Genomic DNA, 24,491 nt, shown 5'->3' with positions numbered 1-24,491 from the left:
AACAAGGCGCATCCCGATGCCAGCGCGATGGAGCGTTACGAGAGCGAGGCGATCAAGGATATCCAGGCGGCCTGCGACACGCTGCGCCCGGTCTATGATCGCCTGAACGCGAAGGACGGCTATGTCAGCCTCGAAGTGTCGCCCTATCTGGCGATGAAGGGACCGGAAACCGCCGAAGAAGCGGCGCGGTTGTGGCAGGCGGTCGATCGCCCGAACCTGATGATCAAGATCCCCGGGACGGACGATGGCGTCCGCGCGATCCGCGACACGATCGCCAAGGGCATCAACGTCAACGTCACGCTGCTGTTCTCGATCGCGGCCTATAAGAAGGTGGCGATGGCCTATGTCGAGGGGCTGGAGGAGCGCGTCGCGAAAGACCTGCCGATTGACCGGATCGCCAGCGTCGCGAGCTTCTTCGTCAGCCGCATCGACAGCAAGATCGATGACAAGATCGATGCCGGCGTCGGTGGCGAGGAGGCCAAGGCGCTGAAGGGAAAAGTGGCGATCGCCAATGCCAAGCTGGCCTATGCCTGGTATGAGGAATTCGTCGCCTCCGACCGCTGGCAGAAGCTGGCGGCGAAGGGCGCGCAGCCCCAACGGCTGTTGTGGGCGTCGACGGGCACGAAGAACCCCGATTATCCCGATACGCTGTACGTGGACACGCTGATCGGCGCGGATACGGTGAACACGATGCCCCCCAAGACGATGGATGCTTTCCGCGACCATGGCACGGTCGCGCCGACACTGGCCGCCGATGTCGACGACGCCCGTCGCGTCCTGGCGGAAACCGAGCGGCTCGGCCTCGACCTTGACGGCGTGACCAGGGAATTGGTGGAGGAAGGCGTGGCGAGCTTCTCCAAATCGTTCGACGATCTGCTGGCGGTCATCGAGAAGAAGCAACCCGCGGCGGCGTGATCGACCGGGGGGCGGCGGGGGGCGTGCGTTACGCCGCGCGCCGCCCCGGCCCCCGTCCCTCACACCCCGTGATACTGACGGAACCAGGCCACGAACGCAGGCACGCCGCGTTCGATCGGAATCGTCGGCGTGAAACCGAGGTCGCGCTGGATCGCGCTGATATCGGCGTAGGTCGCGCGAACGTCGCCGGGTTGCATCGGCTGTAGCTCGCGGATCGCGCGGCGGCCGCAGGCCGCCTCGATCAGGTCGATCATTCGCCCCAGTTCCTCGGCGCGGTTGTTGCCGATATTGTACAGGGCATGTGGCGATCGGCTTCCCCCGGGCTTGAGGGCGCCATCATCGCCGGGCGGGTGATCGTGGGCCGCGATCACTCCGGCGACGATATCGTCGATATAGGTGAAATCGCGCTGCATCTGACCATCGCCGAACACCTTGATCGCGCGGCCCGCCAGGATCGCGTCGGTGAACAGCCACATCGCCATGTCGGGCCGACCCCAGGGGCCATAAACCGTGAAGAGGCGCAACCCCGTCTGCGGCAGGCGATAGAGATGGGCATAGGTTTCGCTCATCAGCTCGTCGGCGCGTTTGGTCGCGGCATAGAGCGAGACGGGATGATCGCAGCGATCCTCGACCCGGAACGGCAGGGTGTCGTTGCCGCCATATACCGAGGACGACGAGGCGTAGACGAGGTGCCGCACCTGCCGCCGGCGGGCGAGTTCGAGCAGGTTGAGATGGCCGGTCAGATTGGCATGGACATAGGCGTGCGGGTGTTCGAGCGAATAGCGCACGCCGGCCTGCGCGCCGAGATGAATGATGCGCTCGATCGCGATATCCGCCAGCGCCGTTTCCAGCGCGAGCATGTCCCCGAAGTCGACACGATGGAACGTGAAACGCCCGCCATGCCGCCCGGCGAGATGGGCGAGGCGGTCATGCTTTAGCCGCGGGTCGTAATAATCGTTGAGCACGTCCACGCCGACGACATGCTCTCCACGAGCCAGCAACGCATCCGCCACCGCCATGCCGATAAAGCCGGCGGCGCCGGTCACCAGAGTGGTCCCGGCGCCCCGCGTGGTCCCGGCGCCTTGCGTGATCATGGCGTGGCTCTCCTGCGATCCCCCCGCCGCGCTAGGCGGGCGGGGTAGGCGCCGTCAATCCGCCGCGACCGGCCCATCATGCGCGGCGGGGCGCCGCACCAGCCAGACCAGGACGGTCAGCCCGCCCGCGAGCCACGCCGACAGCCGGAACAGGTCGGTCGAGGCAAGCAGATAGGCTTGGCCGACCATCTGCCGCGTCACCGCGCCCGCCGCCTGCGTCGCGTTGAGCCCGAGGCGCTGCATCTGATCGGCGGCCATCCGATATGGTACGCCCGTACCGATCGCTTCCGCCAGGCGGCTCTGGTGCAGTGCCTCGCGCCGATCCCATGCGGTGGTGATGATCGACGCCGCGAAGCTGCCGGCGGTGATGCGGCAGAAGTTGGAGATGCCGGTTGCCGACGGCAGCCGCTCCGGCGGGATCTTGTCGAGCGAGATGGTGAGCATCGCCACGAAGAAGGTGCTCATCGACACGCCCTGTACCAGCAGCGGCAGCATCAGATCAGTGAAACTCGCCTGCGTGGTATAGCCGGAGCGCAGCCAGTAGCTGATGGCGAAGCCCAGGAACGCGACCGTCGCCAGTATGCGCGCATCGATCTTGCCGGAAATGCGCGCCACGATCGGCGTCAGGATCACCGCGACCAGCCCGCTGGGTGCGGCGACGAGCCCCGCCCAGGTGGCGGTATAGGCAAGCTGCGTTTGCAGCCACAGCGGCAGGATCAGCGTGTTGGCGAAGAACACCGCATAGCCCAGCGCGAAGGCGAGATTGCCGATCCAGAAATTACGGCGCGCGAACAATGTCAGGTCGACGGTCGGGTTCGCGTCGGTTAGTTCCCAGATCACCCAGGCGACGAACGCCACCGCCGCGGTCACCGTCAGCACGACGATCACAGGATCGTTGAACCAGTCGGCGTTCTTCCCCAGGTCCAGCATGACCTGCATCGAGCCAACCCAGATGACGAGCAGCGCCAGGCCGACCGTATCGATCGGCAGCTTCATCGTCGGCGTCTCGCGCGAGCGCAGGTTGGTCCAGCAGATCAGCCCCGCGACGATTCCGAAGGGAACGTTGATCAGGAAGATCCACGACCAATGATAATTGTCGGAGATGTAGCCGCCCAGCACGGGGCCCATGATCGGTGCGACGAGCGTCGTCATCGACCAGATGCCGAGCGCGGTGGCACGTTTCTGCGGCGGGAAGATCGCGATCAGCAGCGCCTGGCTGCCGGGCATCATTGGCCCCGACACCGCGCCCTGGAGCACGCGGAAGGCGATCAGCGAATTGAGGCTCCACGCTATGCCGCACAGGAACGAGGCGAACGTGAACAGCATCACCGAGACGCAGAATACCTTCACCACGCCGAAGCGCCGCATCAGCCATCCGGTCAGCGGCACCGCGACCCCGTTGGCGACCGCGAAGAAGGTGACGACCCAGGTCGAATTGTCGCTCGATACGCCGAGATTGCCAGCGATAGTGGGCAGCGACACGTTCGCGATCGTGCTGTCGAGCACCATCATGAAGGTGCCGAGCGCGAGGGCGAGCGCGGTGACGCCGAGGCGAACGCCGCTGAGCGGGGGCGGGGCAGGCGGCGCGGCGGCCATCAGGGGCGATCCCCGTCAGATCGAGGGAACCCCGGCGTAGCATGGCGAGGGTCGATGCGTGCCGGGGCAACGCCCCGGGCCGCGCGCCGCGCGATGGGGGGGCGGGACGACTTCACCGGTTCGCCGCCACGATCTGCCGGATGCGCGCTTCCACCTCGGGCGTGGTGCCTTGCGTCGTGTCGCCGCGATACGGCTGCGTCGCGGCGGCGGCGAGGCGCGCGCCGTTTAGGCTGCTGGTATTGACGGTGGCGGTGACCGACAGGCCGATCCGTAGCGGGTTGGCGCGTAGCTCCCTGGCATCCAGCGCGATGCGGACGGGGACGCGCTGAACGATCTTGATCCAGTTCCCGCTGGCGTTCTGCGGCGGCAACAAGGCGAAGGCGTTGCCGCTGCCGGCGCCCAGCCCCGCGACCCGGCCGTGATAGACGATATCGTCGCCGTACATGTCCGCCACCAGCGTCGCGGGCTGGCCGATGCGCAGGTCCTTCAATTGCGTCTCGCGGAAATTGGCGTCGACCCACAGGCGATCGAGCGGGACGATCGCCATCAGCGGCGTGCCGGCGGCGATCTGTTGCCCGACCTGCACGGTGCGCTGCGCGACGACGCCGTCGATCGGCGCGGTGACGTGCATATGCCCGCGCACGATGGCGGCGCGGCGATAGGCGGCGATCGCGGCCAGCACCGCCGGATTGGTGTCCACTTCGGTGCCCTGCACCGTGCTTTGCGCCTGCCGCCGCTGTTCCTGCGCCAGTCGCAGATTGGCGCTGGCGACCTTCACCGCGTCGGCGGCGTGCGACAGTTCTTCGCCCGACACCGCGCCCTCGGCGGCGGCGCCACGGCGGCGAGCGTAATCGTTGCGCGCCCGTTCGAGCTCGGCCTGCGCCTGGACGATGCCGGCGTCGGACTGGCTGACGCGGGTGAAGTCGGCGCGGGTGGCGCGCACCGCCCGCGCCAGTTCGGCCGCCGCCGCGGCCAGATTGACGTCGGCGGTGGTGGGATCGAGATCGATCAGCGGCTGGCCGGCGGTGACGCTTTGCGTATTGTCCGCATGCAGCGCCAAGACGGTGCCCGGATCGCGCGCGGTGATCGCGACCACATCCCCGGCGACATAGGCGTCATCGGTTTCCTCCTGCGGGGTGGCGAGCAGGAAGTGGAACACCGCCCAGACGATCGCGGCGATGACGACGACGACGGCGAGGATCAGCAGCGCGCGCCGCCGGGCACGGGGCCGCCCGGTGGGCGCGGGCGTGGGCGTGGCCGGGGAGGTGGGGGCGGAAGCCGGCGCGGCCTCGTCGGGTGTCGCGGGGCGATCGTGGTCGATGGTGGTATCGGTCATGGGCGGCGTTCCTGCGCGGAAAGCGGAAGGGGGAGATCCTCGACGGGGGCGAACCCGCCGCCAAGCGCGGTGGCGAGCTGCGCGCGCGCGGCGAGTGCATCGATCGACAGATTGGCGACGGCCAGTTCGGCGTCGAGCAGCCGAACGTCATTGTCGACCAGGTCGAGACGACTGTTCAGCCCGCTCTGTACCCGCACAGCATTGAGGCGGTTGGTTTCGGCAAAGCCGTTCACGACATCCTGCTGCCGCGCGAGCGCGATATCGCTGGCGCGAACGCGCGCGATCCCGTCGGCGGCCTGATGCGCCGCGTCGACGATCGCCTGATTGTAGCTGGCGGTTGCCGCATCAAGCTGCGCAGTGGCGTTGGCGAGATCGGCCTTGCGCCGCCCCGCATCGAACAGCGGCAGGTGGATCGCGGCGCCGGCCCCCGCCGTGCCGGAGTCGAGATCGACGAAATTGCCGAAGCCGATCGCCTGCAATCCTATCAGCGCGGACAGGTTGATATTGGGGTAGAAGGCGCGTCGCGCCACTTGTCGTCCCGCCGCCGCTGCCAGCACGCGCGCCTGCGCGGCGGCGATATCGGCACGGCGTGCGAGCAGGTCGGCGGGCAGGCGCGCAGGCACCGGCAGCGCGTTGGTGGCGGGCAGGCGGGTGGCGCCGATCGTCGCGGCATAGTCGCTGCCGCGCCCCGCCAGTGCGGCGAGCGCCTGGGTGGCCAACACACGCGCCGCCTGCGCCTGCACCAGCGCCAGCCGCGCCTGGGCGAGCAGCGTCGATGCCGCCTCGATATCGAGGCGGCTGGCCAGCCGGTTGCGTTCGCGCACCTGTACCAGGCCCAGCGATTGGTCCCGCGCGGCGATCGTGCGGGACGCGATCGCGGCGCGGCGTTCGGCACGCGCCACCTCGGCATAGCTTTGCACCACCGCGCCGGCGAGCATCAGGCGCGCCGCGGCGAGGTCATAGGCGGCGGCGCGCGCCTGCGCCGCGGCGCTGGCGATCGTGGCCTTTTGCCGGCCGAACAGGTCGAGGCTCCACGACAGGCCGGCCTGGCCCGTGCCAAGCGCCCGCACCGTCCCGGCGAAGGGCGGCGGGATCGTATAGTTGCCCGACAGCCGACTTCCCTGCAGCTGCGCGTCGAGCGCGACATCGGGGCTCAGTTCGGCGTCCTGCCGGGCAAGCGCGGCTTGCGCCTGCCGCACCCGCGCGGCGGCGACGTCGAGCGACGGGTTGTCGGCCAGCGCATCGGCGACGAGCCGATCGAGCTGCGGATCGCCGAGCGCGGTCCACCAATCGGGCGCCAGCACGACGCTCGGGCCGGTGAGCGCAATATCGGCCGCACCCTTCGAGGCGACCGAGGGCGGGGCGGCGGGGATGGCACAGGCGCTGACCAGCAGCGCGGTGGTGGCGGGGATCAGGCGGCGCATGGGGACGCGGACTCCAGCGTGGCGCGTAGCCGTTGCAATTGCGCGATCAATGTCGCGATCTCGTGGTCCGACCAGTCCGCCAGCCACGTATTCCAGCAGTCGATCACCTTCAGCCGGCAGCGCTGCGTCACCTCCTCGCCAGCCGGGGTGAGCGACAGGTTGATGTAGCGGCGATCCTCGGCGTCGCGGGTCCGCTCGACCAGTCCGCGCTCTTCCAGCACATCGATCATGCGCGTCATCGCCCCTTTGTCGTGCGCCAGATCGCGCGCCAGCGTCGCGCAGGTGGGGGTGCGCGCGAAATAGATCGATATCAGCGCCGACCACTGAATGCCGGTCAGCCCCTCGTCCGCAAAGGCGTCATCAAGCTGGGCCATCCCCAGCTGGTTGCACACCCGGACCAGATAGCCCGCCGACGAATCGGGGAAGAAATTGTCGACCGTGTAAAAAGCCATATCAATTGCCTTGGCAACCATTGCCAAAGCAGTCAATGCTCTATCGTCACGTAGCGGATTATGCGGCGTTTTCGGGTAACATCGCCCGGCGCGTGGCTTGCCGGCGGGTGGCGGTACGGTAAGGAATGCAGCGTCGCAGGAATGGTGGAGTGTGGGTTTTGGCGTATCGTTCGTTTTGGTCGTTCGGCACCGCGCTGATGGTGTCCGTCGCGCCGGTCGCTCTGCCGGTGGCGCACGCCGCTCCCGCGCGACAGCGCCTGCCTGCCGCCGCGCCCGTGTCGGCGCTGGTGACGGCGATCGACATTCCCTATCAGCAATTCACGCTCGCCAACGGGTTGCGGGTGATCGTCCATACCGATCGGAAGGCGCCGGTGGTGGCGGTATCGGTCTGGTATGATGTCGGATCGAAGCATGAGCCGAAGGGCAAGACCGGCTTCGCGCATCTGTTCGAACATCTCATGTTCAACGGTAGCGAGAACGCCCCGGGCGATTTCTTCGAACCGCTGGAGCAGGTCGGCGCGACCGACCTGAACGGCACCACCAGTTTCGACCGCACCAATTATTTCGAGACGGTGCCCACCGCCGCGCTGGATCGCGCCCTGTTCCTCGAATCGGATCGGATGGGCTGGCTGACCGGCGCGATCACGCAACGCACGCTCGACGTGCAGCGTGGCGTCGTCCAGAACGAGAAGCGTCAGGGCGACAACCAGCCCTATGGCATGCGGCGCTACAAGCTGACCGAGGGGCTGTATCCGGCGGATCACCCCTATGGCCACACCACAATCGGATCGATGGCCGATCTCGATCGTGCCAGCCTGGCCGACGTGAAGGACTGGTTCCGCAGCCATTACGGCCCCAACAATGCCGTGCTGGTGCTGGCGGGCGACGTCGACCTGCCGACCGCGCGTGCGCTGGTGGAGAAATATTTCGGCGCGATTCCGGCCGGGCCCAAGAGCGTCGCGCCCGCCGCACCGATCCCCACGGCGCTGCCCGGTCCCGCCAGCGAAACGATCAAGGATCGCGTCGCCGCGACGATGCTGACCAAGGCGTGGGCGGTGCCGGGGGTCGACAGCCCGGATGCGATCCCGCTCGATGTCGCGGCGGCGGTGCTCGGCGGCCTGTCCAGCTCGCGCTTCGACAATGCCCTGGTCAAGGGCGAGAGACTGGCGGTGTCGGTATCCGCCTATAATCAGACGCTGGCGCAGGGCGGTACGTTCGCGATCACGGCGGTCGTTCGTCCGGGGGTCGATCCGGCCCTCGTCGCACGGCGGATCGACCAGATGATCGCCGAATTTGTCCGCACCGGGCCGACGGTCGACGAAGTGCGGCGGGTGGTATCCAGCAGCGTGTCGGAACGGATCGCCGGGCTCGAGTCGGTCGGCGGCTTCGGCGGCAAGGCGGTCACGCTGGCGGAAGGGGCGCTCTATTCGAACGATCCCGGCCATTACAAGAAGGAGCTGACCACGCTGGCGGCACAGACGCCCGCGTCGGTCCGCGCCGCGGCGGCGCGCTGGCTGACGCGCCCGGCCTATCAGCTGCTGATCGTACCCGGCGCGCGCGACGCCTATTCGGACGCGCAGGTGCCGCCCAAGGCGGACGTGCCCGCCGCCGAGACTCCCGCGCCCAAGGGAACGCGCGGACCGATCCCGGGGGTGGGGCAGGTCGCATCCCTCAGCTTTCCGGCGGTGACGCGCACGCGACTGTCGAACGGGATCGAACTGGTCTATGCCCAGCGCGCCACCGTGCCGATGACGCAGGCGGTGTTGAGCTTCGATGCGGGCGTCGCCGCCGACGTGCCCGGTAAATTGGGCACGCAGCAATTGACGCTGGCGATGCTCGACGAGGGCGTCGACGGGCTGAACTCGATCCAACTGGCCGAAGCCAAAGAGCGGCTGGGTGCCGATATCGGCACCGGCAGCAGCCTCGATCGCACCACCCTGTCGCTGCGCGTGCCCAGCGCCAACCTTGCCGCCGGTGCCGCTCTATGGGCGCGGATCGCACGCGCGCCGGCCTTCCCCGAGGGCGAGCTGGCCCGGGTCAAGGCGCAGCAGCTGACTCAGATCGCGCAGGAGCTGACCAGCCCGAACGGGCTGGCGCAACGGGTGTTGCCGACGCTGATCTCGCCGGGAACCCCCTACGCCAAGGCGCGCGGTTCGGGCGATGCGGCGGCGGTGACGGCGCTGACCCGCGCCGATCTGATCGCCTATCGGCAAGCGTGGTTGCGACCCGACAAGGCGAAGCTGTTCGTCGTCTCCGATCGCCCGCTGGACGAAGTGCGCGCGGTGATGGAACGGCAATTGGGCGACTGGCGCGCCAGCGGCGTCGCGGGGGAGAAGAGCTTTCCCGCGACGATCGCCTCGGCCAGCCCGCGCGTCATCCTGATCGACCGGCCCGACAGCCCGCAATCGCTGATCATCGGCGGCATGCAGACGGGGCTTAAAGGCCCGGATGACCTGTTGCCGGTGCTGGTGGCGAACGATGCGCTGGGCGGCAGCTTCCTCGGACGGCTCAACATGGATCTGCGGGAGGACAAGCACTGGTCCTATGGCGTGGGGGGCAATTTCAGCCGCAACGCCTATGCCGCGCCTTATCTGGTGTCAGCGCCGGTACAGGCGGATCAAACCGGCGCCAGCCTGCGCGCGCTGCGTAGCGATATCGCCGCCTATCTGACGACCGAGCCGATGACCCCGGCGGAGTTCGAGCGCGCGATCAATTCGTCGACGCGGTCGCTGTCGGGCGATTTCGAAACCTCGGCGGACGTGCTGTCGGCGATGCAGTCAAACGATCTGTATCGCCGCCCCGACGATTATTATGCCACGATCACCGATCGTTATCGCGCGTTGACGTTGCCGCAGGCAATGGCGTCGCTGCGCAATTCGATCGATCCGGCGAAATTGGTCTGGATCGTCGTCGGCGAGGCGGCGACGGTGAAGCCTCAGCTTGACTCGCTGGGTCTGCCGGTCGAGGTCTTGCCGGCAGCCGCGGTGGCCGGCGGGGCGACGCCCGCTCCCGCCGCGCCCGCGGCGCAGTGAAGGAGAGCATAATGGCCGGAGTGGACGGAACCTACGATTGCACCGTGAAATCGCCGCTGGGCGATCAGAAACTGACGTTGACGGTGAAGGCGGACGGCAACAGCTTCACCGGCCAGGCGTCGGGCGCGATGGGCGCGGCGGATGTCACCGGCACCGTCGACGGCGCTACGCTGGCGTGGAAGCAGCAGATGACCTCGCCGATGCCGATGACGCTCGATATCACCGCGACGGTGGATGGCGACAATGTGACCGGCAATGTCGGCGCGGGCGCCTTTGGCAGCTTCCCGCTGACCGGGACGCGCACCGCCTGATCGATCGCGATCGAGGACAAGACGGCGCGGCGGGCGAGACGCCGGCCGCGCCGTTCCTATTGGCGCGTGGTGCCGTTCGATGCGCCCGCGCCGCATCGCCCGGCGCGTTTCAAAGTGTCAGCGACATCGGGTAAGGGTCAGCGCGTGATCCGGGTGACATGGCCCATCTTCCGACCCTCGCGGGTTTCGCGCTTGCCGTAGAGGTGAAGATAGGCGTCACGCTCCGCCACGATATCCGGCCAGCGTTCCCAATCCGCGCCGATCAGATTTTCCATCTCGACGCGCCCGGCGACCAGGGCGGTGTCTCCCAGCGGCAGACCACAGATCGCGCGGACGTGATTGGCGAATTGCGACGTTGCGGCCCCCTCGATCGTCCAATGGCCGGAATTGTGAACGCGCGGCGCCATTTCATTGAATACCGGACCATCCGGCCCGGCGAAGAACTCGCAGGTCAGCACACCGACATGGTCGAGCGCATCGGCGATCCGCCCGGTCAGCGCCGCCGCCTCGGTCCATTGCGCCGCGATCGGCGCTGGCGCGGGCAGCGTCGAGCGATGCAGGATGGCGTTGCGATGCTCGTTCCACGGCGGTGGGTAGCTGGTGATCGTGCCGTCGCGTCCCCGTACCAGGACGATCGAGAATTCGTGCGTGAACTCGACGAACGCCTCCAGCACCGCCGGTCCGCCGATCGCCTCCCACGCCGCGTCGGCGTCCGCCGCGCCCTGCAGCCGCACCTGCCCCTTGCCGTCATAGCCGAAGCGGGTCGTCTTCAACACCGCCGGCCCGCCGATCGCGGCGATCGCCGCATCCAGCGCCTCGCGGCTGTCGACCGCCTGCCAGCGCGCCGGGCGGCCGCCGACCTGTTCGACGAACGTTTTCTCGCGCACGCGATCCTGCGCGACCGCGAGGCTCTTGGGAGAGGGGTAGACCGGAACACGCTCCGCGAGCCATTCGACCGGGCCAACCGCGATATTCTCGAACTCGTAGGTGACGACGTCGCATTGCGCGGCGAAGTCGGCGAGCACCACCTTGTTATGATAATCCGCGCGGGTCAGCGACGACGCGGTCTGCGCCGCGACACTCTCCCGATCGGGGGCCAGCACATGGGTACGATAGCCGAGATCCGCCGCCGCACTGGCGATCATCCGGCCAAGCTGGCCGCCGCCGAGGATGCCGATCGTGCCGCCGGGGGGAAGCGCGGTCATGCCGGGTCGATCGCCACATGATCGGTCTGCGCCGCGCGCCACGCCTGCAATCGTTGTGATAGCGCGGGATCGGCCAGGGCGACGATCGCGGCGGCCAGCAACGCGGCGTTGATCGCCCCCGCCTTGCCGATCGCCAGCGTACCGACCGGGATGCCGCCGGGCATCTGGACGATCGACAACAGGCTATCCATGCCCTTCAACGCCTTGGACTCGACCGGCACGCCCAGCACCGGCAAATGCGTCATCGCTGCCGCCATGCCCGGCAGGTGCGCGGCGCCGCCCGCACCGGCGATGATGACGTTCAGCCCGCGCGCCGCCGCGCCGGTCGCGTAATCGTATAGCCGCTGCGGGGTGCGGTGCGCCGACACCACCTTGGTTTCATGCGCGATGCCGAGCGCGTCGAGCGTCTCCGCCGCGTGCCGCATCGTCTCCCAATCGGAGGTGGAGCCCATGATGATGCCGACAATCGCCATCGCGCGCGGTTAGCGGGGTGGGCAAGGCGCGTAAAGCCGAAGTTGCTGGCGGCGGCGGTCGCTCGCCGGCATGTCGACGAGCGAGGCGCTGGCGCGGCAGCATCGCGCGCCCTAGGCCGCGACGCGCACCAGCGAGTCCATCGCCTCCGCCGCCAGCGCCAGTGACTGTTTGCGGGCATCATGATCATAGATCGCGCTGGCCAGCATCACCTCGTCCACGCCGGTGCGCTCGATGAAGGCCGCCAGGCCGCGAGCGACCTCGTCCCGGGTGCCGGTCGCGCTGCAGGAGAGCGCATGGTCGAGAATCGCGGCGTGCGACGGCGGCAGGCTGTCACGATATCCCTCCACCGGCGGCTTCATCTTGCCCGGATTGCCGGTACGCAGCGCCACGAACGATTGCTGCTGCGAACTGGCAAGCCGCTCCGCCTCGTCATGGGTCGCCGCCGCGAAGACGTTGAACCCGGCCATCGCATAGGGCCGCTCGAGCGTCGCCGACGGGCGAAAGTCGCGACGATAGATCGCCAGCGCCTGGTCGAGCGCGTCGGGGGCGAAATGCGAGGCGAAGGCGTAGGGCAGGCCAAGGATCGCGGCGAGTTGCGCGCCGAACAGGCTGGAGCCGAGTATCCACATTTGCGGCGCGGCGCCGGCGCCCGGGGTTGCGCGAATGCCGGTGCGGCCATCGTCGGCGAAATAGCTCTGCAGCTCGACGACGTCGTTGGGGAACTGGTTCGCGTCGCTGTTCAAGTTGCGGCGCAATGCCTGTGCGACACGCTGGTCCGATCCCGGCGCGCGTCCCAGCCCAAGGTCGATCCGCCCGGGAAACAGCGCATCCAGCGTCCCGAACTGCTCGGCGATCTGCAGTGGCGCCGAATTGGGCAGCATGATCCCGCCCGCGCCGACGCGGATCGACGCGGTCGCCTGGGCGACATGCGCGATCACCACCGCGGTCGCGGCGGAGGCGATCCCCTCCATGCCGTGATGCTCCGCCACCCAATAGCGGTGATATCCGTGTGCCTCTGCGTGCCGTGCAAGGTCCGCGGCGTTCGCGAGCGACTGCGCCACCGAGCCGGTGTCGGTGACGGGGACGAGATCGAGCAGCGAATAACGTGTCATGTCGTGCAAGATGGGGGCGTGATGCTGTGATCGCCAGTGGATTGCGCTTTGCAACCGAATAGGGCGGCTTCACCGTCGCGGCGTGTGTCGTCGCCGCCCGCCGGCGGGTCACGCTGTCCGGATCGTCTCGTCGATCACCGCGACGGGCCAGGGCATCAGCCGCTGCCCCGCGCACGGCCCGCCGACGCAGCGGCCGTCCGCCACCTCGAACAGCGCGCCGTGCCAGCTGCACTGGATGTATGCGCCGTCGGCGGAAAGATACTGGTCGAGCACCTGCGCCAGCGGCAATCCCATGTGCGGGCAGCGATCGACAAAGCCCGCCACGGCGGTGCCACGGCGCACGACGAAGCCGTGGAACCGGCCCGCCCGCATCTGCAACACGAACGCGCGCGCCGCGCCATCGGCGATCAGGTCGAGCGGACCGAGCGTTACGCCGGCGGGCGTCGCGGTCAGCCGCGCCGGCTCATCGGGCGCGTCGCCCGTCACGGCAGCCGCGCCTTGGCGAAGCCGCGCCAGACGTCGTCATAGTCAAGCTGCATCGCGGGGGTTTCGACCGCCCAGCGGGTCGGCCGCACAACATGGCGGGTTTCGAACATGAATGCCATCGTGCCCTCGATCTTCACCGGGTTCAGATCGGCGGTGCTGGCCCTGGCATGTGTCGCCTGGTCGGGGCCGTGGCCGTTCATCTGATTGTGCAGCGACGCCCCGCCGGGGACGAAGCCGCCGCCTTCCTTGGCGTCATATTCACCGGCGATCAGGCCCATGAACTCGCTCATCACATTGCGGTGAAACCACGGCGGGCGGAACGTGTCTTCCGCCACCATCCAGCGCGGCGGGAAGATCACCACATCGCAATTGGCGGTGCCGGGCGTATCGCTGGGGCTGGTCAATACGGTGAAGATCGACGGATCCGGATGATCGAAGCTGACCGTGTTGATCGTGTTGAAGCGCGTCAGATCGTAGCGATAGGGCGCGAGATTGCCGTGCCAGGCGACGACGTCGAACGGCGAATGATCCAATGTGGTGCTCCACAGACCGCCCTGGAACTTCTGGATCACCGCGTATGGTTCATCGCGATCCTCGAACCACGCCACCGGGGTTTCGATATCGCGCGGATTGGCGAGGCCGTTGGCGCCGATCGGGCCGAGATCCGGCAAGCGAAACAGGGCGCCGTAATTTTCGCAGACATAGCCACGCGCCTGACCGTCGGGCAGCGCGACGCGAAACCGCACCCCACGCGGGATCACCGCGATCTGCAGGGGTGCGATATCGATCCGGCCCAACTCGGTATCGATCGCCAGCCGCCCCTGCTGGGGGACGATCAGCATCTCGCCGTCGGCGGAGAAGAAGGCGCGTGTCATGTCGCGATTGGCGACATAGCCGTGGATGCCGACGCCGCTCTGTTCCGCGACGTTCCCGGTGCCGCCGTAGCTCGTCAGACCGTCGATCCAGTCGGTCGGCGCGTCGGGCAGCGGCAGCGGATCCCAGCGCATCCGGTTGGGGCTCGGCGGTACGTCGTCAAAGGGCGCGGTGCGGAGGTATGGTGCCCCGTCGTAGCGGGTGAACGGCGGATGCTGCGCGGTCGGACGCAGGCGATAGAGCCAGGAACGGCGGTTCTCGCCGCGCGGCGCGGTGAAGGCGGTGCCGGAAAGCTGTTCGGCGTACAGGCCGAACGGCGTGCGCTGCGGGGAGTTGCGGCCGATCGGCAATGCGCCAGCGACCGCCTCTGTGGCATGATGATTGGCGAAGCCGGAGAGGTAGGAGGGGGCGCCTTCATGCATCATCACTATTCTCCATCAGGCCGGGCTACGGGGGCGCGGGCGGCCGTTTCGCGCTTTGTCTCCGCGCCGCCCCGCTATCCGCCGGCCGCTCAAGCGTCGACGGTGATCACTCCGCGCCGGATCTGATCCAGCTCGATCGACTCATACAGCGCCTGGAAATTGCCGTTGCCGAAGCCTTCGTTGCCCTTGCGCTGAATGATCTCGAAGAAGATCGGCCCGAACATGTTTTCGGTGAAGATCTGCAACAGGATGCCTTCCTTCTCGACGTCGCCGTCGATCAGGATGCGATTCCTTTTCAGTCGGTCGAGATCCTCGCCATGGCCGGGGACCCGCTTGTCGACGAGTTCGTAATAGGTCTCGATCGTATCCTGCAGCCGCACGCCACGCGACCGCAGCTTTTCGACCGTCGCGTAGATATCGTCCGTCGTCAGCGCGAGATGCTGGATGCCCTCGCCGTTATAATCGCGGATGAATTCCTCGATCTGGCTCTTGTCGTCCTGGCTTTCGTTGAGCGGGATGCGGATCGCGCGATCGGGCGCGATCATCGCCTGGCTGAACAGCCCGGTAGCCTTGCCCTTGATGTCGAAATACTTCTGTTCCTCGAAACCGAAAATCTGGCCGTAGAATTCGGCCCAGACGCGCATTTGGCCCCGCCTTACATTATGGGTCAGGTGATCGAGCAGGTCGAGCCCGACATTGTTGTCGCGCTCCGCCTGTTCGGCGCCGGGCACCTGCCGCCATTCATCATACAGCGTGCCGGCATCGCCGTGGCGGTCGATCAGATACAGCAGCGAGCCGCCGATTCCCTCCAGCACGAAGAAGCCGTCGCCCAATGCGCTGGCGCCGGCGTCGGCGGCTTTCGCCCCGCGCGCCAGCGCCGCCTCGAACGCCGCGCGTGCGTCGTGAACGCGGAATGCCATGCCGTTCGCGGACGGGCCGTGCGCGGCACGGAAATCGGCGGCCTGGCCCTGCGGCATGCGATTGAGCAGCAGGTTGATGCGGCCCTGCTTGTACCGCACCACATCATGCGTCGGGTGATGCGCGGCGGCGACGAAGCCGAGCTGCTCGAACTGCGCGGCCATGCGATCCGGGTCGGGCGAGGTGAATTCGCAGAACTCGAAGCCGTCGAGCCCCATGGGGTTGACGTCCATATGATCCATGTCTGCATCCTTCGTCATAAGATAGTAACGATTGAAACCAGTGTGCCGCCGAGGGGAGATGGTGTCAATTGTTACCTGGTGCCGGGGTATCGACATGCCCGGCCGCAAGGGTGTGGAGCGGGCAGGTTGCGGACGGGGTTACGTGATTGCCGCAATCCCCCTAAGCCGCGCGCATGTTGCGCCGAATCCTTGCCGCGTTCGAGCCGTTCGTTCTGCTGCTGCTCGCCACCGTCGTGATCGCGTCGCTGCTGCCGCCGCGGGGCGTGTGGGTGACGGGGTTTGACCGGGCGGCGGACGCGGGGATCGTGCTGCTGTTCCTCCTGCACGGCGCGAAGCTCTCGCGTGAGGCGATCATCGGGGGCCTGCGCGCCTGGCCGCTGCATCTGGCAGTGCTGGCGATGACGTTCGGAATCTTTCCATTGCTGGGCCTGGCGATGATCGCGTTGCCGATTCTGCCGGCCGCGCTGGCCACGGGGTTCCTGTTCCTGACGCTGCTGCCGTCGACGGTGCAGTCATCGATCGCCTTCACCTCGATCGCGCGCGGCAATGTCGCGGCGGCGGTGTGCAGCGCCTCCTTTTCCAACCTTGCCGGGATGGTGGTGACGCCAATGCTGGCGACGCTGCTGATCCGCGGTCATGGCAGTGGGCAGGCGCAGGTGCCCATGGCACAGGTCGAGGGCATCCTGCTGCAGCTGCTGCTGCCGTTCGTTCTCGGTCATCTGCTGCGGCCGTGGATCGGCGGGTGGATCGGGCGACGCAAGGCGCTGGTCACGGCGGTCGATCGCGGTTCGATCCTGCTGGTCGTCTATACCGCATTCGGCGCGGCGGTGGTGGGCGGGCTGTGGCGGCAGGTGTCGGGCGGGGACATGGCGGTGCTACTGGCGATGTGCGCGGCGCTGCTGACGATCGTGCTGCTGCTCACCTGGTACGGCGCGAAAGCAATGCGGCTCGACCGGGCGAACGCGATCGTGCTGCTCTTCTGCGGATCGAAGAAGAGCCTCGCTTCGGGCGTGCCGATCGCGGGCGTGCTGTTTCCCACGGCGCAGGTCGGCATGGCGATCCTGCCGCTGATGCTCTTCCATCAGATCCAGCTGATCGCCTGTGCGGTGATCGCGCGGCGGCTGGAGGAGGGGAGGGCGGACTGACCGGTCCGATCCGTCATCCCCGCCCCGGCGGGCATGACGGATGATGGGACCGCCGCCTTATCCGGCGGCTTTCTTCTCGGCGCGGAAACGGTGAAGCAGCGGCTCGGTATAGCCGTTTGGCTGTGCCTCACCCTCGAACACCAGCGCGCGCGCCGCCTGGAACGCCAGGCTGTCGGCCTCGCGCCCTGCCATGGGCTCATAGGCGGCGTCACCGGCGTTCTGCGCATCGACCTTCGCCGCCATCCGCCGCAGCGCCGCCTCCGCTTCCTCGGCGGTGGCGACGCCATGGCGCAGCCAGTTCGCCATGTGTTGCGATGAAATCCGCAACGTCGCGCGATCCTCCATCAGGCCGACGTCGTGGATATCGGGCACTTTCGAACAGCCGACGCCCTGATCGACCCAGCGGACGACATAGCCGAGGATGCCCTGCGCATTGTTGTCGAGTTCCTCGCGCACCTCGTCAGGCTGCCAGTTGCGGCCGATCGCGACCGGCACGTCAAGCAGCGCGTCGAGCGGGGTGATCCCTTCCGCGCTTCGTTCCTCGCGTCGGGCGAACACGTCGACATCGTGGTAATGCGTCGCGTGCAGCGTCGCGGCGGTGGGGGAGGGGACCCAGGCGGTATTCGCGCCGGTGCGGGGATGCGCGATCTTCTGTTCCAGCATGTCCGCCATGCGATCGGGCGCCGCCCACATGCCCTTGCCGATCTGCGCCTTGCCGGACAGCCCACAGGCGAGCCCGATCTGGACGTTGCGATCCTCATAGGCGGCGATCCAGCGGGCGTTCTTCATCTCGCCCTTGCGGATCATCGCACCCGCCCGCATCGACGTGTGCATCTCGTCCCCGGTGCGATCGAGGAAGCCGGTGTTGATGAACACGATCCGGTCGCGCACCGCGTGGATACAGGCCGCGAGGTTGGCGGAGGTGCGGCGTTCCTCGTCCATCACGCCCACCTTGATCGTGTGGCGCGTCATGCCGAGCAGATCCTCGACCGCGTCGAACAGGCGGTTGGTGAAGGCGACCTCGTCCGGGCCGTGCATCTTCGGCTTGACGATGTAGATCGAGCCGGTGCGGCTGTTGCGGAAACGGCCATTGCCGCTCAGATCGTGCAGCCCGATCAGCGACGTCACGATCGCGTCCAGGATCCCTTCGGGCACTTCGTCGCCACGGGGGAGCAGGATCGCGGGATTGGTCATCAGGTGGCCGACGTTGCGCACGAACAACAGGCTGCGACCCGGCAGCGTGATCGTCGCGCCATCGGGCGCGGTATAGCGGCGATCGTCCGCCAGCCGCCGCGTCATCGTGGCGCCGTTCTTCTCGAACGTTTCCTCCAGATCCCCCTTCATCAGCCCCAGCCAGTTGGCATAGGCCGCCACCTTGTCCGCCGCATCGACCGCGGCGATCGAATCCTCCAGGTCGCAGATCGTCGTCAGCGCGGATTCGAGCAGCACGTCGGCGATCCCCGCCGGATCGTCGCGACCGATCGCGTGGGTGCGATCGACCACCAGCTCGATATGCAGGCCATGGTGGCGCAACAGGATATTGTCGCCTGCGTGGCCGACCAGTTGGGAGGGGTCCGCCAGGGCCGGGGTGCCGCCTCGCCAGCCCCGCCAGCTGCCTTCCGCAAGCGGCACCGCACGATCGAGAAAGCTCTTTGCCCAGTCGATCACCTGCGCCCCGCGCGCAGCGTCATAGCCCTTGCCCTGTGCGGTGCCGGGCAGCGCATCGGTGCCGTACAGCGCGTCGTAAAGGCTGCCCCAGCGCGCGTTGGCGGCGTTGAGCAGGAAGCGCGCGTTGAGGATCGGCACCACGAGCTGCGGCCCGGCGAGCGTCGCGATCTCGGCATCGACGTGCGCCGTGCCGATCGCGAACGGTGCGGGTTCGGGGACGAGATAGCCGATCTCGCGCAGGAACGCCTGATAGGCGGGCTGGTCGATCGGCTCGCCGGAACGGGCATCATGCCAGGCATCGATCTTCGCCTGGATCGTGTCGCGGGTCGCGAGCAGCGCCTGATTTTCCGGGGCGAAGCGCGCCAGCAGGTCGGCGACGCCGCGCCAGAAGGCGTCGGGGCCGATGCCGGTCCCGGGCAGTGCCTGCGATTCGATGAAGGCGGCGAGCCGTTCGGCAACCCGCAGCCCGGCGCGTTCCTGATAGGTTTCCGACATTCCCGCTCTCCCGATGATCATGCGTGCTCCGCCTTCGCGGGCACCCACGATGTGTAACGATGCCGTGATTGACTCGGTAGCGGGTAAGATCGACAAGCACCTTCTCCTCTGGGGAAAAGATCGTGCTCGATCCGGATTACGCGCTGTTCGTCCAGGTGGTCGATGCCGGCAGTCTCAGCGCCGCCGGTCGCGCACTGCGCCTGTCGCCCGCGATGGTGTCGAAGCGGATCGCGCGGCTGGAGGCGCGGCTGGATGTGCGGCTGCTGCATCGCACCACCAGGCGCGTCGCGATGACCGCGGCGGGGGAGGGGCTCTACGCCGACCTGCAACCGGTGCTCGCCGCGATCGAAGCCGCCGAGCGGCGTGTCACCGGCGCGCGGGCGGCGCCTTCGGGATCGTTGCGCGTGACCGCGCCAACATCGTTCGGGCGGCTTCACGTCGTGCCGCATCTGCCGCGTTTCCTCGATCAATATCCTCAGGTAACGCTCGACATCGACTTGACCGATGCCTTCGTCGATCTGATCGCGGCGCGGATCGATGTCGCGATCCGCATCGCGGTGACGGTGCCGCCCGGCCTTACGGCGCGACGGCTTGGCGCCAACCGCCGTATCCTTTGTGCCAGCCCGGCCTATTGCGATCGCCATGGTACGCCCGCCACGCTGCGGGACCTTTTGTCGCATCGTCTGCTCGCCGCGGACGGGCAATGGCCATGGCGGCTAGTGCATGGCCGGCGCCGCGAGGATGTCGATGGCGTCAGCCACGTCCGCACCAACTCCAGCGAGGTCGTGCGCGATCTGGCGATCGGCGGCGTCGGCATCGCGCTACGCTCGTTGTGGGACGTCGATGCCGCGCTGGCGTCGGGCGCGCTGGTGCGGGTGTTGCCGGACTGGGAAGGCTCCGACGATCTCGCGATCTGGGCGGTGCATCCGCATGGCGCGGCGGCACCGGCGGCGGTGACCGCGCTTCTCACCTTTCTGGCGGAGGTGGTGATGACCGATTGAGGCGCACCGACGGGGGCTTGCGAAAGTCGGCATCGGCTTTACTCCGCTGCGCCATGATCAAACATGCGCTCCCCGTCTCCCGCGAGGCCGATTTCGCCGCCTGGTATCAGTCCGTCATCACCGAGGCCGATCTGGCCGAGGAATCGGGTGTGCGCGGCTGCATGGTGATCCGGCCCTGGGGCTATGGCATCTGGGAGCGGATCCAGCGATTGCTCGACGATCGCATCAAGGCGACCGGGCATGAGAATTGCTACTTTCCGCTCTTCATCCCGCTCAGCTATTTCGAGCAGGAGGCGTCGCACGTCGAGGGCTTCGCCAAGGAAATGGCGGTAGTCACGCATCACCGGCTGGTGTCGGACGGCAAGGGCGGGCTGACCCCGGATCCCGCCGCGAAGCTGGAGGAACCGCTGGTCGTGCGTCCGACCAGCGAGACGGTGATCGGCCACGCCTTTGCGCGCTGGGTTCAGTCGTGGCGCGACCTGCCGGTGTTGATCAACCAATGGGCGAACGTCGTGCGCTGGGAAATGCGCACCCGCATGTTCCTGCGCACCGCCGAATTCCTCTGGCAGGAGGGCCATACCGCACACGCCACCGCCGAGGAAGCGCGCGAGGAAACGCTGAAGATGCTGGAGGTGTATCGCAGCTTCGCCGAGGAATGCGTCGCGCTGCCGGTAGTGGCGGGCGAGAAGCCGGAGAACGAACGTTTCCCGGGCGCGGTCGCGACCTATTCGATCGAAGCAATGATGCAGGATGGCAAGGCCCTGCAGGCGGGTACGTCTCACTTCCTCGGCACCAATTTCGCGCAGGCGCAGAATATCCGCTTCCAGAACGCGGAGGGCCAGCTCGAACTCGCGCAGACGACCAGCTGGGGCGTGTCGACGCGGATGATCGGCGGGCTGATCATGGTGCATGGCGACGATGACGGGCTGCGCGTGCCGCCGCGTGTCGCGCCGTGGCAGGTGGTGATCGTGCCGATGCTGCGCGACACGCCGGAAGATGAAGCGCTGATCGCTTATTGCAAGGAGCTGCAGGCGGCGCTTGCCGCGCAAACCGCGCTGGGCGAGCCGGTGCGGGCGTTGCTCGATCTCAAGGCGGTGAAGTCCACCAACAAGCGCTGGGGCTGGGTGAAAAAGGGCGCGCCGGTGGTGATCGAGGTCGGCGGACGCGATATGGCGGCGGGGAATGTCTCGGTGATCCGCCGCGACCGCCTGTATCGCGCCGATGGCAAGCTGGACAGCGCCGCCACCGCGCGTGATGCCTTCGTCGACGCGGTCGGCGATCTGCTGGCGGAGATCCAGGGGGGGCTGTTTGCCGAGGCGCAGGCGCGGCTGCACGCCAACATCGCCCCCGCTGCAGACTGGGGTACGGTCGAGGCGCATTTCGCCGAGGGGCGAAAGAACCCTGGCTGGCTGGAAGTGCAATGGTCGCGGCCGACCGGCGCCGCGCTCGATACGGTGGTCGAGCGGCTGAAGGCGCTGAAACTGACGCTGCGCAACGCGCCGATGGATCAGGCGCCGGCGGATGGCGCCTGTATCTTCACCGGCGATGCGGCGGTCGAGCGGGTGCTGGTCGGCCGGTCTTACTGATCGGCATATGGCGTAGCTGTCACCACCGGCCCCTCCCGCCTAGAACGCCACGCGTGCGGTCACCAGCACGTTGCGGGGGGCGCCGGGCATATTGAGCAGCGCGGAACTGCCGTGGCCCGATACGATATAGCGGCGGTCGAACACATTGTACGCGTTCACCTGTAACCGCACCGCGCCGACCTGCGCCCAGGCGAGCGCGTCGACCGTGACGTAGTGCGGCAGGATCGTCGTATTGGCCGGATCGGCCCAGCGATCGCCGACATAATTGCCGCCCGCGCCAAACCCGAAGCGGTCGCCGAACGCCTTGGTGACGAACAGGTTCGCCTGATGCTCCGGCGTCAGCGTCGCACCCGTGCCGATCAGCGCCGGCGTCGCCGACGCCACGATCGCGGCATCCAGATAGGCATAGCCCGCCATGGCGCGCAGCCCGCTGGCGAGGTCGACCTGCCCCGACAATTCGATGCCGCGCGTCCGTTGCGTGCCGATCGGCGATAAGGTGTTGGTCGAGGGATCGGTGCCCTTGATGCCGGTGCGTTTCAGGATGAACGCCGCGGCTTGCAATCCCAGCCGCCCGCCGAACAACGTATATTTCGCGCCGATCTCGCGGTTGGTGGTTTCCTCCGGCGCGATGTCCGCGTTGTTGGCGGCGAGCCCGAACGCCTCCGCGCTCGGCTGGAAGCTGCGGCTCCACGAGGCATAATAGGATTGCGCAGCGTCCGGCTGGAAGACCAGCCCCGCACGCGGGCTCCAGTTGCGATCGGTACGGGCGAGCGGCTGCTGCCCGGGCAGGCGCTGTTCGGTCCGCTGTCGGTAGTCGTCGTAACGCAGCCCCACCAGCGCCTTCACGCCATGGCCGAAGTCCGCCATGTCCTGCACATAGACGCCGACCGTGTCGAAGCGGTTGAGCTGGCTGGCGGACAGTGCGGTGAAGCGGGCATTGTCGACCACGGGGTTGACCGGGGCGAGCAGCGACGTGGTCGCTACGGTACGCGACGCGATCGTGCGCGCATCCTTGATCTGCCGGCTGATCTCCAGCCCGTACAGCAACATATGCTTCATGCCGCCAACGCGCACCACCTGCGTCAGTTCGGACTGGTTCGACCAGCCGTCCTCGTCGCGATCGATGCCGCCGTGCGTCAGCGTGACCGTGCCTGCCGCAGCATTGACGAGGCTCGGCAACGTGTTGCGGCGCTGCAACTGGTAGCGATAGTGACGAAAGCCGTTGCGGAAGCTGAGATCGTCGGAAAAGCGGTGCAGCAGCGTCACCGACTGTGACAGTACCGTCGAGCGCACCGCATCCGCGTCGCGCGCATTGGCCGCGCCATAATAGGTTGACGGATCGACCGCGACCGGGCGGCCGTTTACCGCGGGAATGCCGAAATCGTTGACGCGCAGGTCGTTGAGATAGTCCGCCTGTACCAAAATCGACGTATCCTGCCCACGTCCCAGCGCGAACGACGGCGCGATGGCGGTGCGGCGGACGCGGCCCTGCGCACGGAAACTGTCGCTGTCCTGATAGGCGCCGGTAAGCCGAACGCCGATGCCGCTGTCCGTATCGAGCCGGCCGATGTCCAGCTCGCCGCGCAGATTGTCATAGGAGCCGGCGGAGAATGTAGCGCTGGTCACGTCGCGATCGGGCTTGCGGGTGACGCGATTGATCAGACCGCCCGACGAGCCGCGACCGTAGAGCACCGCCGCCGGCCCTTTGATCACCTCGATCCGTTCGACATTCGACAGGTCGCGGAAGTAAAGGCCGTCGTCGCGAAACCCGTCGACATATTGGTCCGCGATGGCGGTGAAACCGCGGATCGTCACTTGATCGCGCTGTCCGTCGCCGGAGGAAAAGCCAACGCCGGGTACGTTCTTCAGCGCATCCTGAACGGAAAGCGCGCGCTGATCGAGCAGCACCTCGGCGGGTATGACCGCGATCGACTGCGGGATGTCACGCAGCGGTGCCGGAACCTTCGCCAGCCCGGTATCCTGCGGCACATAGCCGCCCGCTTCCTTCACGCCGGTGACGACGATGTCGACCGGCCGCTCCTCCGCGGTGTCGGGGGCCGTCGCCGGCATTCCGGGTTCTGCAGGCGCGACAGACGATACGAAGCCAGTGGCCGTGACGAGCGTCACGGCGACAAAGCGCGACAACATGAAGAACCCCCTATTTCTTATATTGCGAGCCGTTAGCATTAGCGAAATGGGAGCGCAACATTTGTGTGAGCGGCGGAGCGGGGCCGGACGGGGCGGGGGCTAAATCGCACGCGCCGGAAGCGCGCACTGTGTCGGCACGCAGCAAAAAGCCGCCGCCCGGCATCCCGGACGGCGGCTTCTCGATCACACCCGAATGGGGTGGGGAGGAGTTACTCTCCCGCCTCGTTCAGATATTCACCCGCATCGGCATCGCTGCCGGTGCCCGACGGCACGACAGCGGCGAGCGGATCGTTGCCGGTGCCCACCTCGTCGCGCGGGGAACGCGCCTGTTCGGCGGCGCGCACCTCGTCGGCGGTGCCGGCGAGGATCATCGCTTCCTGCAACTTGCGCTGCTGGACCCGCAATGCGGCATCGCGGCTGGAGGCCGCCACGCGCAGACGGTTCATGCCAGCGCCGGTGCCCGCCGGGATCAGGCGGCCAACGATGACATTCTCCTTCAGCCCCATCAGCGTGTCCTGCTTGCCCTGGACCGCCGCCTCGGTGAGGACGCGGGTGG

At 67.6% G+C, this 24,491-nt stretch carries 20 protein-coding genes; 6 read left to right on the top strand and 14 right to left on the bottom strand.

Features of this window, described 5'->3' with window-relative positions; translation table 11 throughout:
* Positions 1-915, top strand: a 915-nt coding sequence (tal, locus tag ACFDSW_RS05235; protein WP_375249221.1) for a transaldolase, incomplete at its 5' end; no start/stop codon positions are given.
* A gap of 59 nt (positions 916-974) precedes the next feature.
* Here the strand turns inward: tal and ACFDSW_RS05230 are convergent.
* From ACFDSW_RS05230 to ACFDSW_RS05210, 5 genes are all read right to left on the bottom strand, one after another.
* Positions 975-2,009 carry an NAD-dependent epimerase/dehydratase family protein gene (locus tag ACFDSW_RS05230; protein WP_375249220.1) on the bottom strand — a complete coding sequence of 345 codons (1,035 nt, stop codon included), beginning with the start codon at positions 2,007-2,009 and terminating at the stop codon, positions 975-977.
* 54 nt (positions 2,010-2,063) lie between these two features.
* Positions 2,064-3,605: a DHA2 family efflux MFS transporter permease subunit gene (locus tag ACFDSW_RS05225; RefSeq protein ID WP_375249219.1), complete on the bottom strand. Its 1,542-nt coding sequence runs from the start codon at positions 3,603-3,605 to the stop codon at positions 2,064-2,066.
* Between the two features lie 112 nt (positions 3,606-3,717).
* Complete coding sequence (locus ACFDSW_RS05220; RefSeq protein ID WP_375249218.1) at positions 3,718-4,941, bottom strand: HlyD family efflux transporter periplasmic adaptor subunit; 1,224 nt, start codon at positions 4,939-4,941, stop codon at positions 3,718-3,720.
* Entirely contained in the window at positions 4,938-6,365 is a 1,428-nt protein-coding gene (locus ACFDSW_RS05215) for an efflux transporter outer membrane subunit (RefSeq protein ID WP_375249217.1), read from the bottom strand. Before ACFDSW_RS05215 ends, ACFDSW_RS05220 begins: the two co-directional genes overlap by 4 nt.
* The gene (locus tag ACFDSW_RS05210; protein WP_375249216.1) at positions 6,353-6,817 is read right to left on the bottom strand and encodes a MarR family winged helix-turn-helix transcriptional regulator; all 465 of its coding nucleotides are present in this window, start codon (positions 6,815-6,817) and stop codon (positions 6,353-6,355) included. Before ACFDSW_RS05210 ends, ACFDSW_RS05215 begins: the two co-directional genes overlap by 13 nt.
* Before the next feature lie 197 nt (positions 6,818-7,014).
* On the opposite strand from ACFDSW_RS05210, the gene ACFDSW_RS05205 reads away from it, so the two are divergent.
* Positions 7,015-9,849 (top strand): M16 family metallopeptidase, encoded by a 2,835-nt coding sequence (locus ACFDSW_RS05205; RefSeq protein ID WP_375249223.1) that lies wholly within the window; start codon positions 7,015-7,017, stop codon positions 9,847-9,849.
* A gap of 11 nt (positions 9,850-9,860) precedes the next feature.
* On the top strand, positions 9,861-10,160 hold the full coding sequence (locus ACFDSW_RS05200) for a hypothetical protein (protein WP_375249215.1): 300 nt from the start codon (positions 9,861-9,863) through the stop codon (positions 10,158-10,160).
* A 137-nt stretch (positions 10,161-10,297) separates the two neighbouring features.
* Here ACFDSW_RS05200 and ACFDSW_RS05195 read toward each other — a convergent pair whose 3' ends face one another.
* From ACFDSW_RS05195 to hppD, 6 genes are all read right to left on the bottom strand, one after another.
* Positions 10,298-11,365, bottom strand: a complete 1,068-nt coding sequence (locus tag ACFDSW_RS05195; RefSeq protein WP_375249214.1) for a 5-(carboxyamino)imidazole ribonucleotide synthase — start codon at positions 11,363-11,365, stop codon at positions 10,298-10,300.
* Complete coding sequence (gene purE / locus ACFDSW_RS05190) at positions 11,362-11,838, bottom strand: 5-(carboxyamino)imidazole ribonucleotide mutase (RefSeq protein ID WP_375249213.1); 477 nt, start codon at positions 11,836-11,838, stop codon at positions 11,362-11,364. Before purE ends, ACFDSW_RS05195 begins: the two co-directional genes overlap by 4 nt.
* A 111-nt stretch (positions 11,839-11,949) precedes the next feature.
* Positions 11,950-12,951, bottom strand: coding sequence for an LLM class flavin-dependent oxidoreductase (locus tag ACFDSW_RS05185; protein ID WP_375249212.1), 1,002 nt, complete (start codon positions 12,949-12,951; stop codon positions 11,950-11,952).
* Between the two features lie 108 nt (positions 12,952-13,059).
* Complete coding sequence (locus ACFDSW_RS05180) at positions 13,060-13,437, bottom strand: Rieske (2Fe-2S) protein (protein ID WP_375249211.1); 378 nt, start codon at positions 13,435-13,437, stop codon at positions 13,060-13,062.
* Positions 13,434-14,732, bottom strand: coding sequence for a homogentisate 1,2-dioxygenase (gene hmgA, locus ACFDSW_RS05175; RefSeq protein WP_375249222.1), 1,299 nt, complete (start codon positions 14,730-14,732; stop codon positions 13,434-13,436). The genes ACFDSW_RS05180 and hmgA overlap by 4 nt, the downstream gene beginning before the upstream one ends.
* Positions 14,733-14,821: 89 nt before the next feature.
* A complete protein-coding gene (hppD, locus tag ACFDSW_RS05170) occupies positions 14,822-15,892 on the bottom strand; it encodes a 4-hydroxyphenylpyruvate dioxygenase (RefSeq protein ID WP_375249210.1) in 1,071 nt (356 codons plus the stop codon).
* Between the two features lie 173 nt (positions 15,893-16,065).
* Here hppD and ACFDSW_RS05165 point away from each other — a divergent pair, with 173 nt between their 5' ends.
* Positions 16,066-17,037: a bile acid:sodium symporter family protein gene (locus tag ACFDSW_RS05165; protein WP_375249209.1), complete on the top strand. Its 972-nt coding sequence runs from the start codon at positions 16,066-16,068 to the stop codon at positions 17,035-17,037.
* Between the two features lie 57 nt (positions 17,038-17,094).
* On the opposite strand, the gene ACFDSW_RS05160 is transcribed toward ACFDSW_RS05165, so the two are convergent.
* Positions 17,095-19,221 (bottom strand): malate synthase G, encoded by a 2,127-nt coding sequence (locus ACFDSW_RS05160; protein ID WP_375249208.1) that lies wholly within the window; start codon positions 19,219-19,221, stop codon positions 17,095-17,097.
* 101 nt (positions 19,222-19,322) lie between these two features.
* Here ACFDSW_RS05160 and ACFDSW_RS05155 point away from each other — a divergent pair, with 101 nt between their 5' ends.
* Complete coding sequence (locus ACFDSW_RS05155; RefSeq protein ID WP_375249207.1) at positions 19,323-20,201, top strand: LysR family transcriptional regulator; 879 nt, start codon at positions 19,323-19,325, stop codon at positions 20,199-20,201.
* A 53-nt stretch (positions 20,202-20,254) separates the two neighbouring features.
* Positions 20,255-21,787 (top strand): aminoacyl--tRNA ligase-related protein, encoded by a 1,533-nt coding sequence (locus ACFDSW_RS05150; protein WP_375249206.1) that lies wholly within the window; start codon positions 20,255-20,257, stop codon positions 21,785-21,787.
* A 39-nt stretch (positions 21,788-21,826) separates the two neighbouring features.
* On the opposite strand, the gene ACFDSW_RS05145 is transcribed toward ACFDSW_RS05150, so the two are convergent.
* Together ACFDSW_RS05145 and ACFDSW_RS05140 are read right to left on the bottom strand one after the other, a co-directional pair.
* Positions 21,827-23,857 (bottom strand): TonB-dependent receptor, encoded by a 2,031-nt coding sequence (locus tag ACFDSW_RS05145; protein WP_375249205.1) that lies wholly within the window; start codon positions 23,855-23,857, stop codon positions 21,827-21,829.
* Positions 23,858-24,144: 287 nt separating this feature from the next.
* A partial coding sequence (locus tag ACFDSW_RS05140) for a hypothetical protein (RefSeq protein ID WP_375249204.1) occupies positions 24,145-24,491 on the bottom strand: 347 nt, incomplete at its 5' end.

The organism is Sphingomonas sp. (genome assembly GCF_042091075.1).
In the GTDB taxonomy this organism is placed as follows: Bacteria; Pseudomonadota; Alphaproteobacteria; order Sphingomonadales; family Sphingomonadaceae; genus Sphingomonas.
Note: the sequence above shows the minus strand (reverse complement) of the source record. Positions and strands in the feature narration are given on the sequence as shown.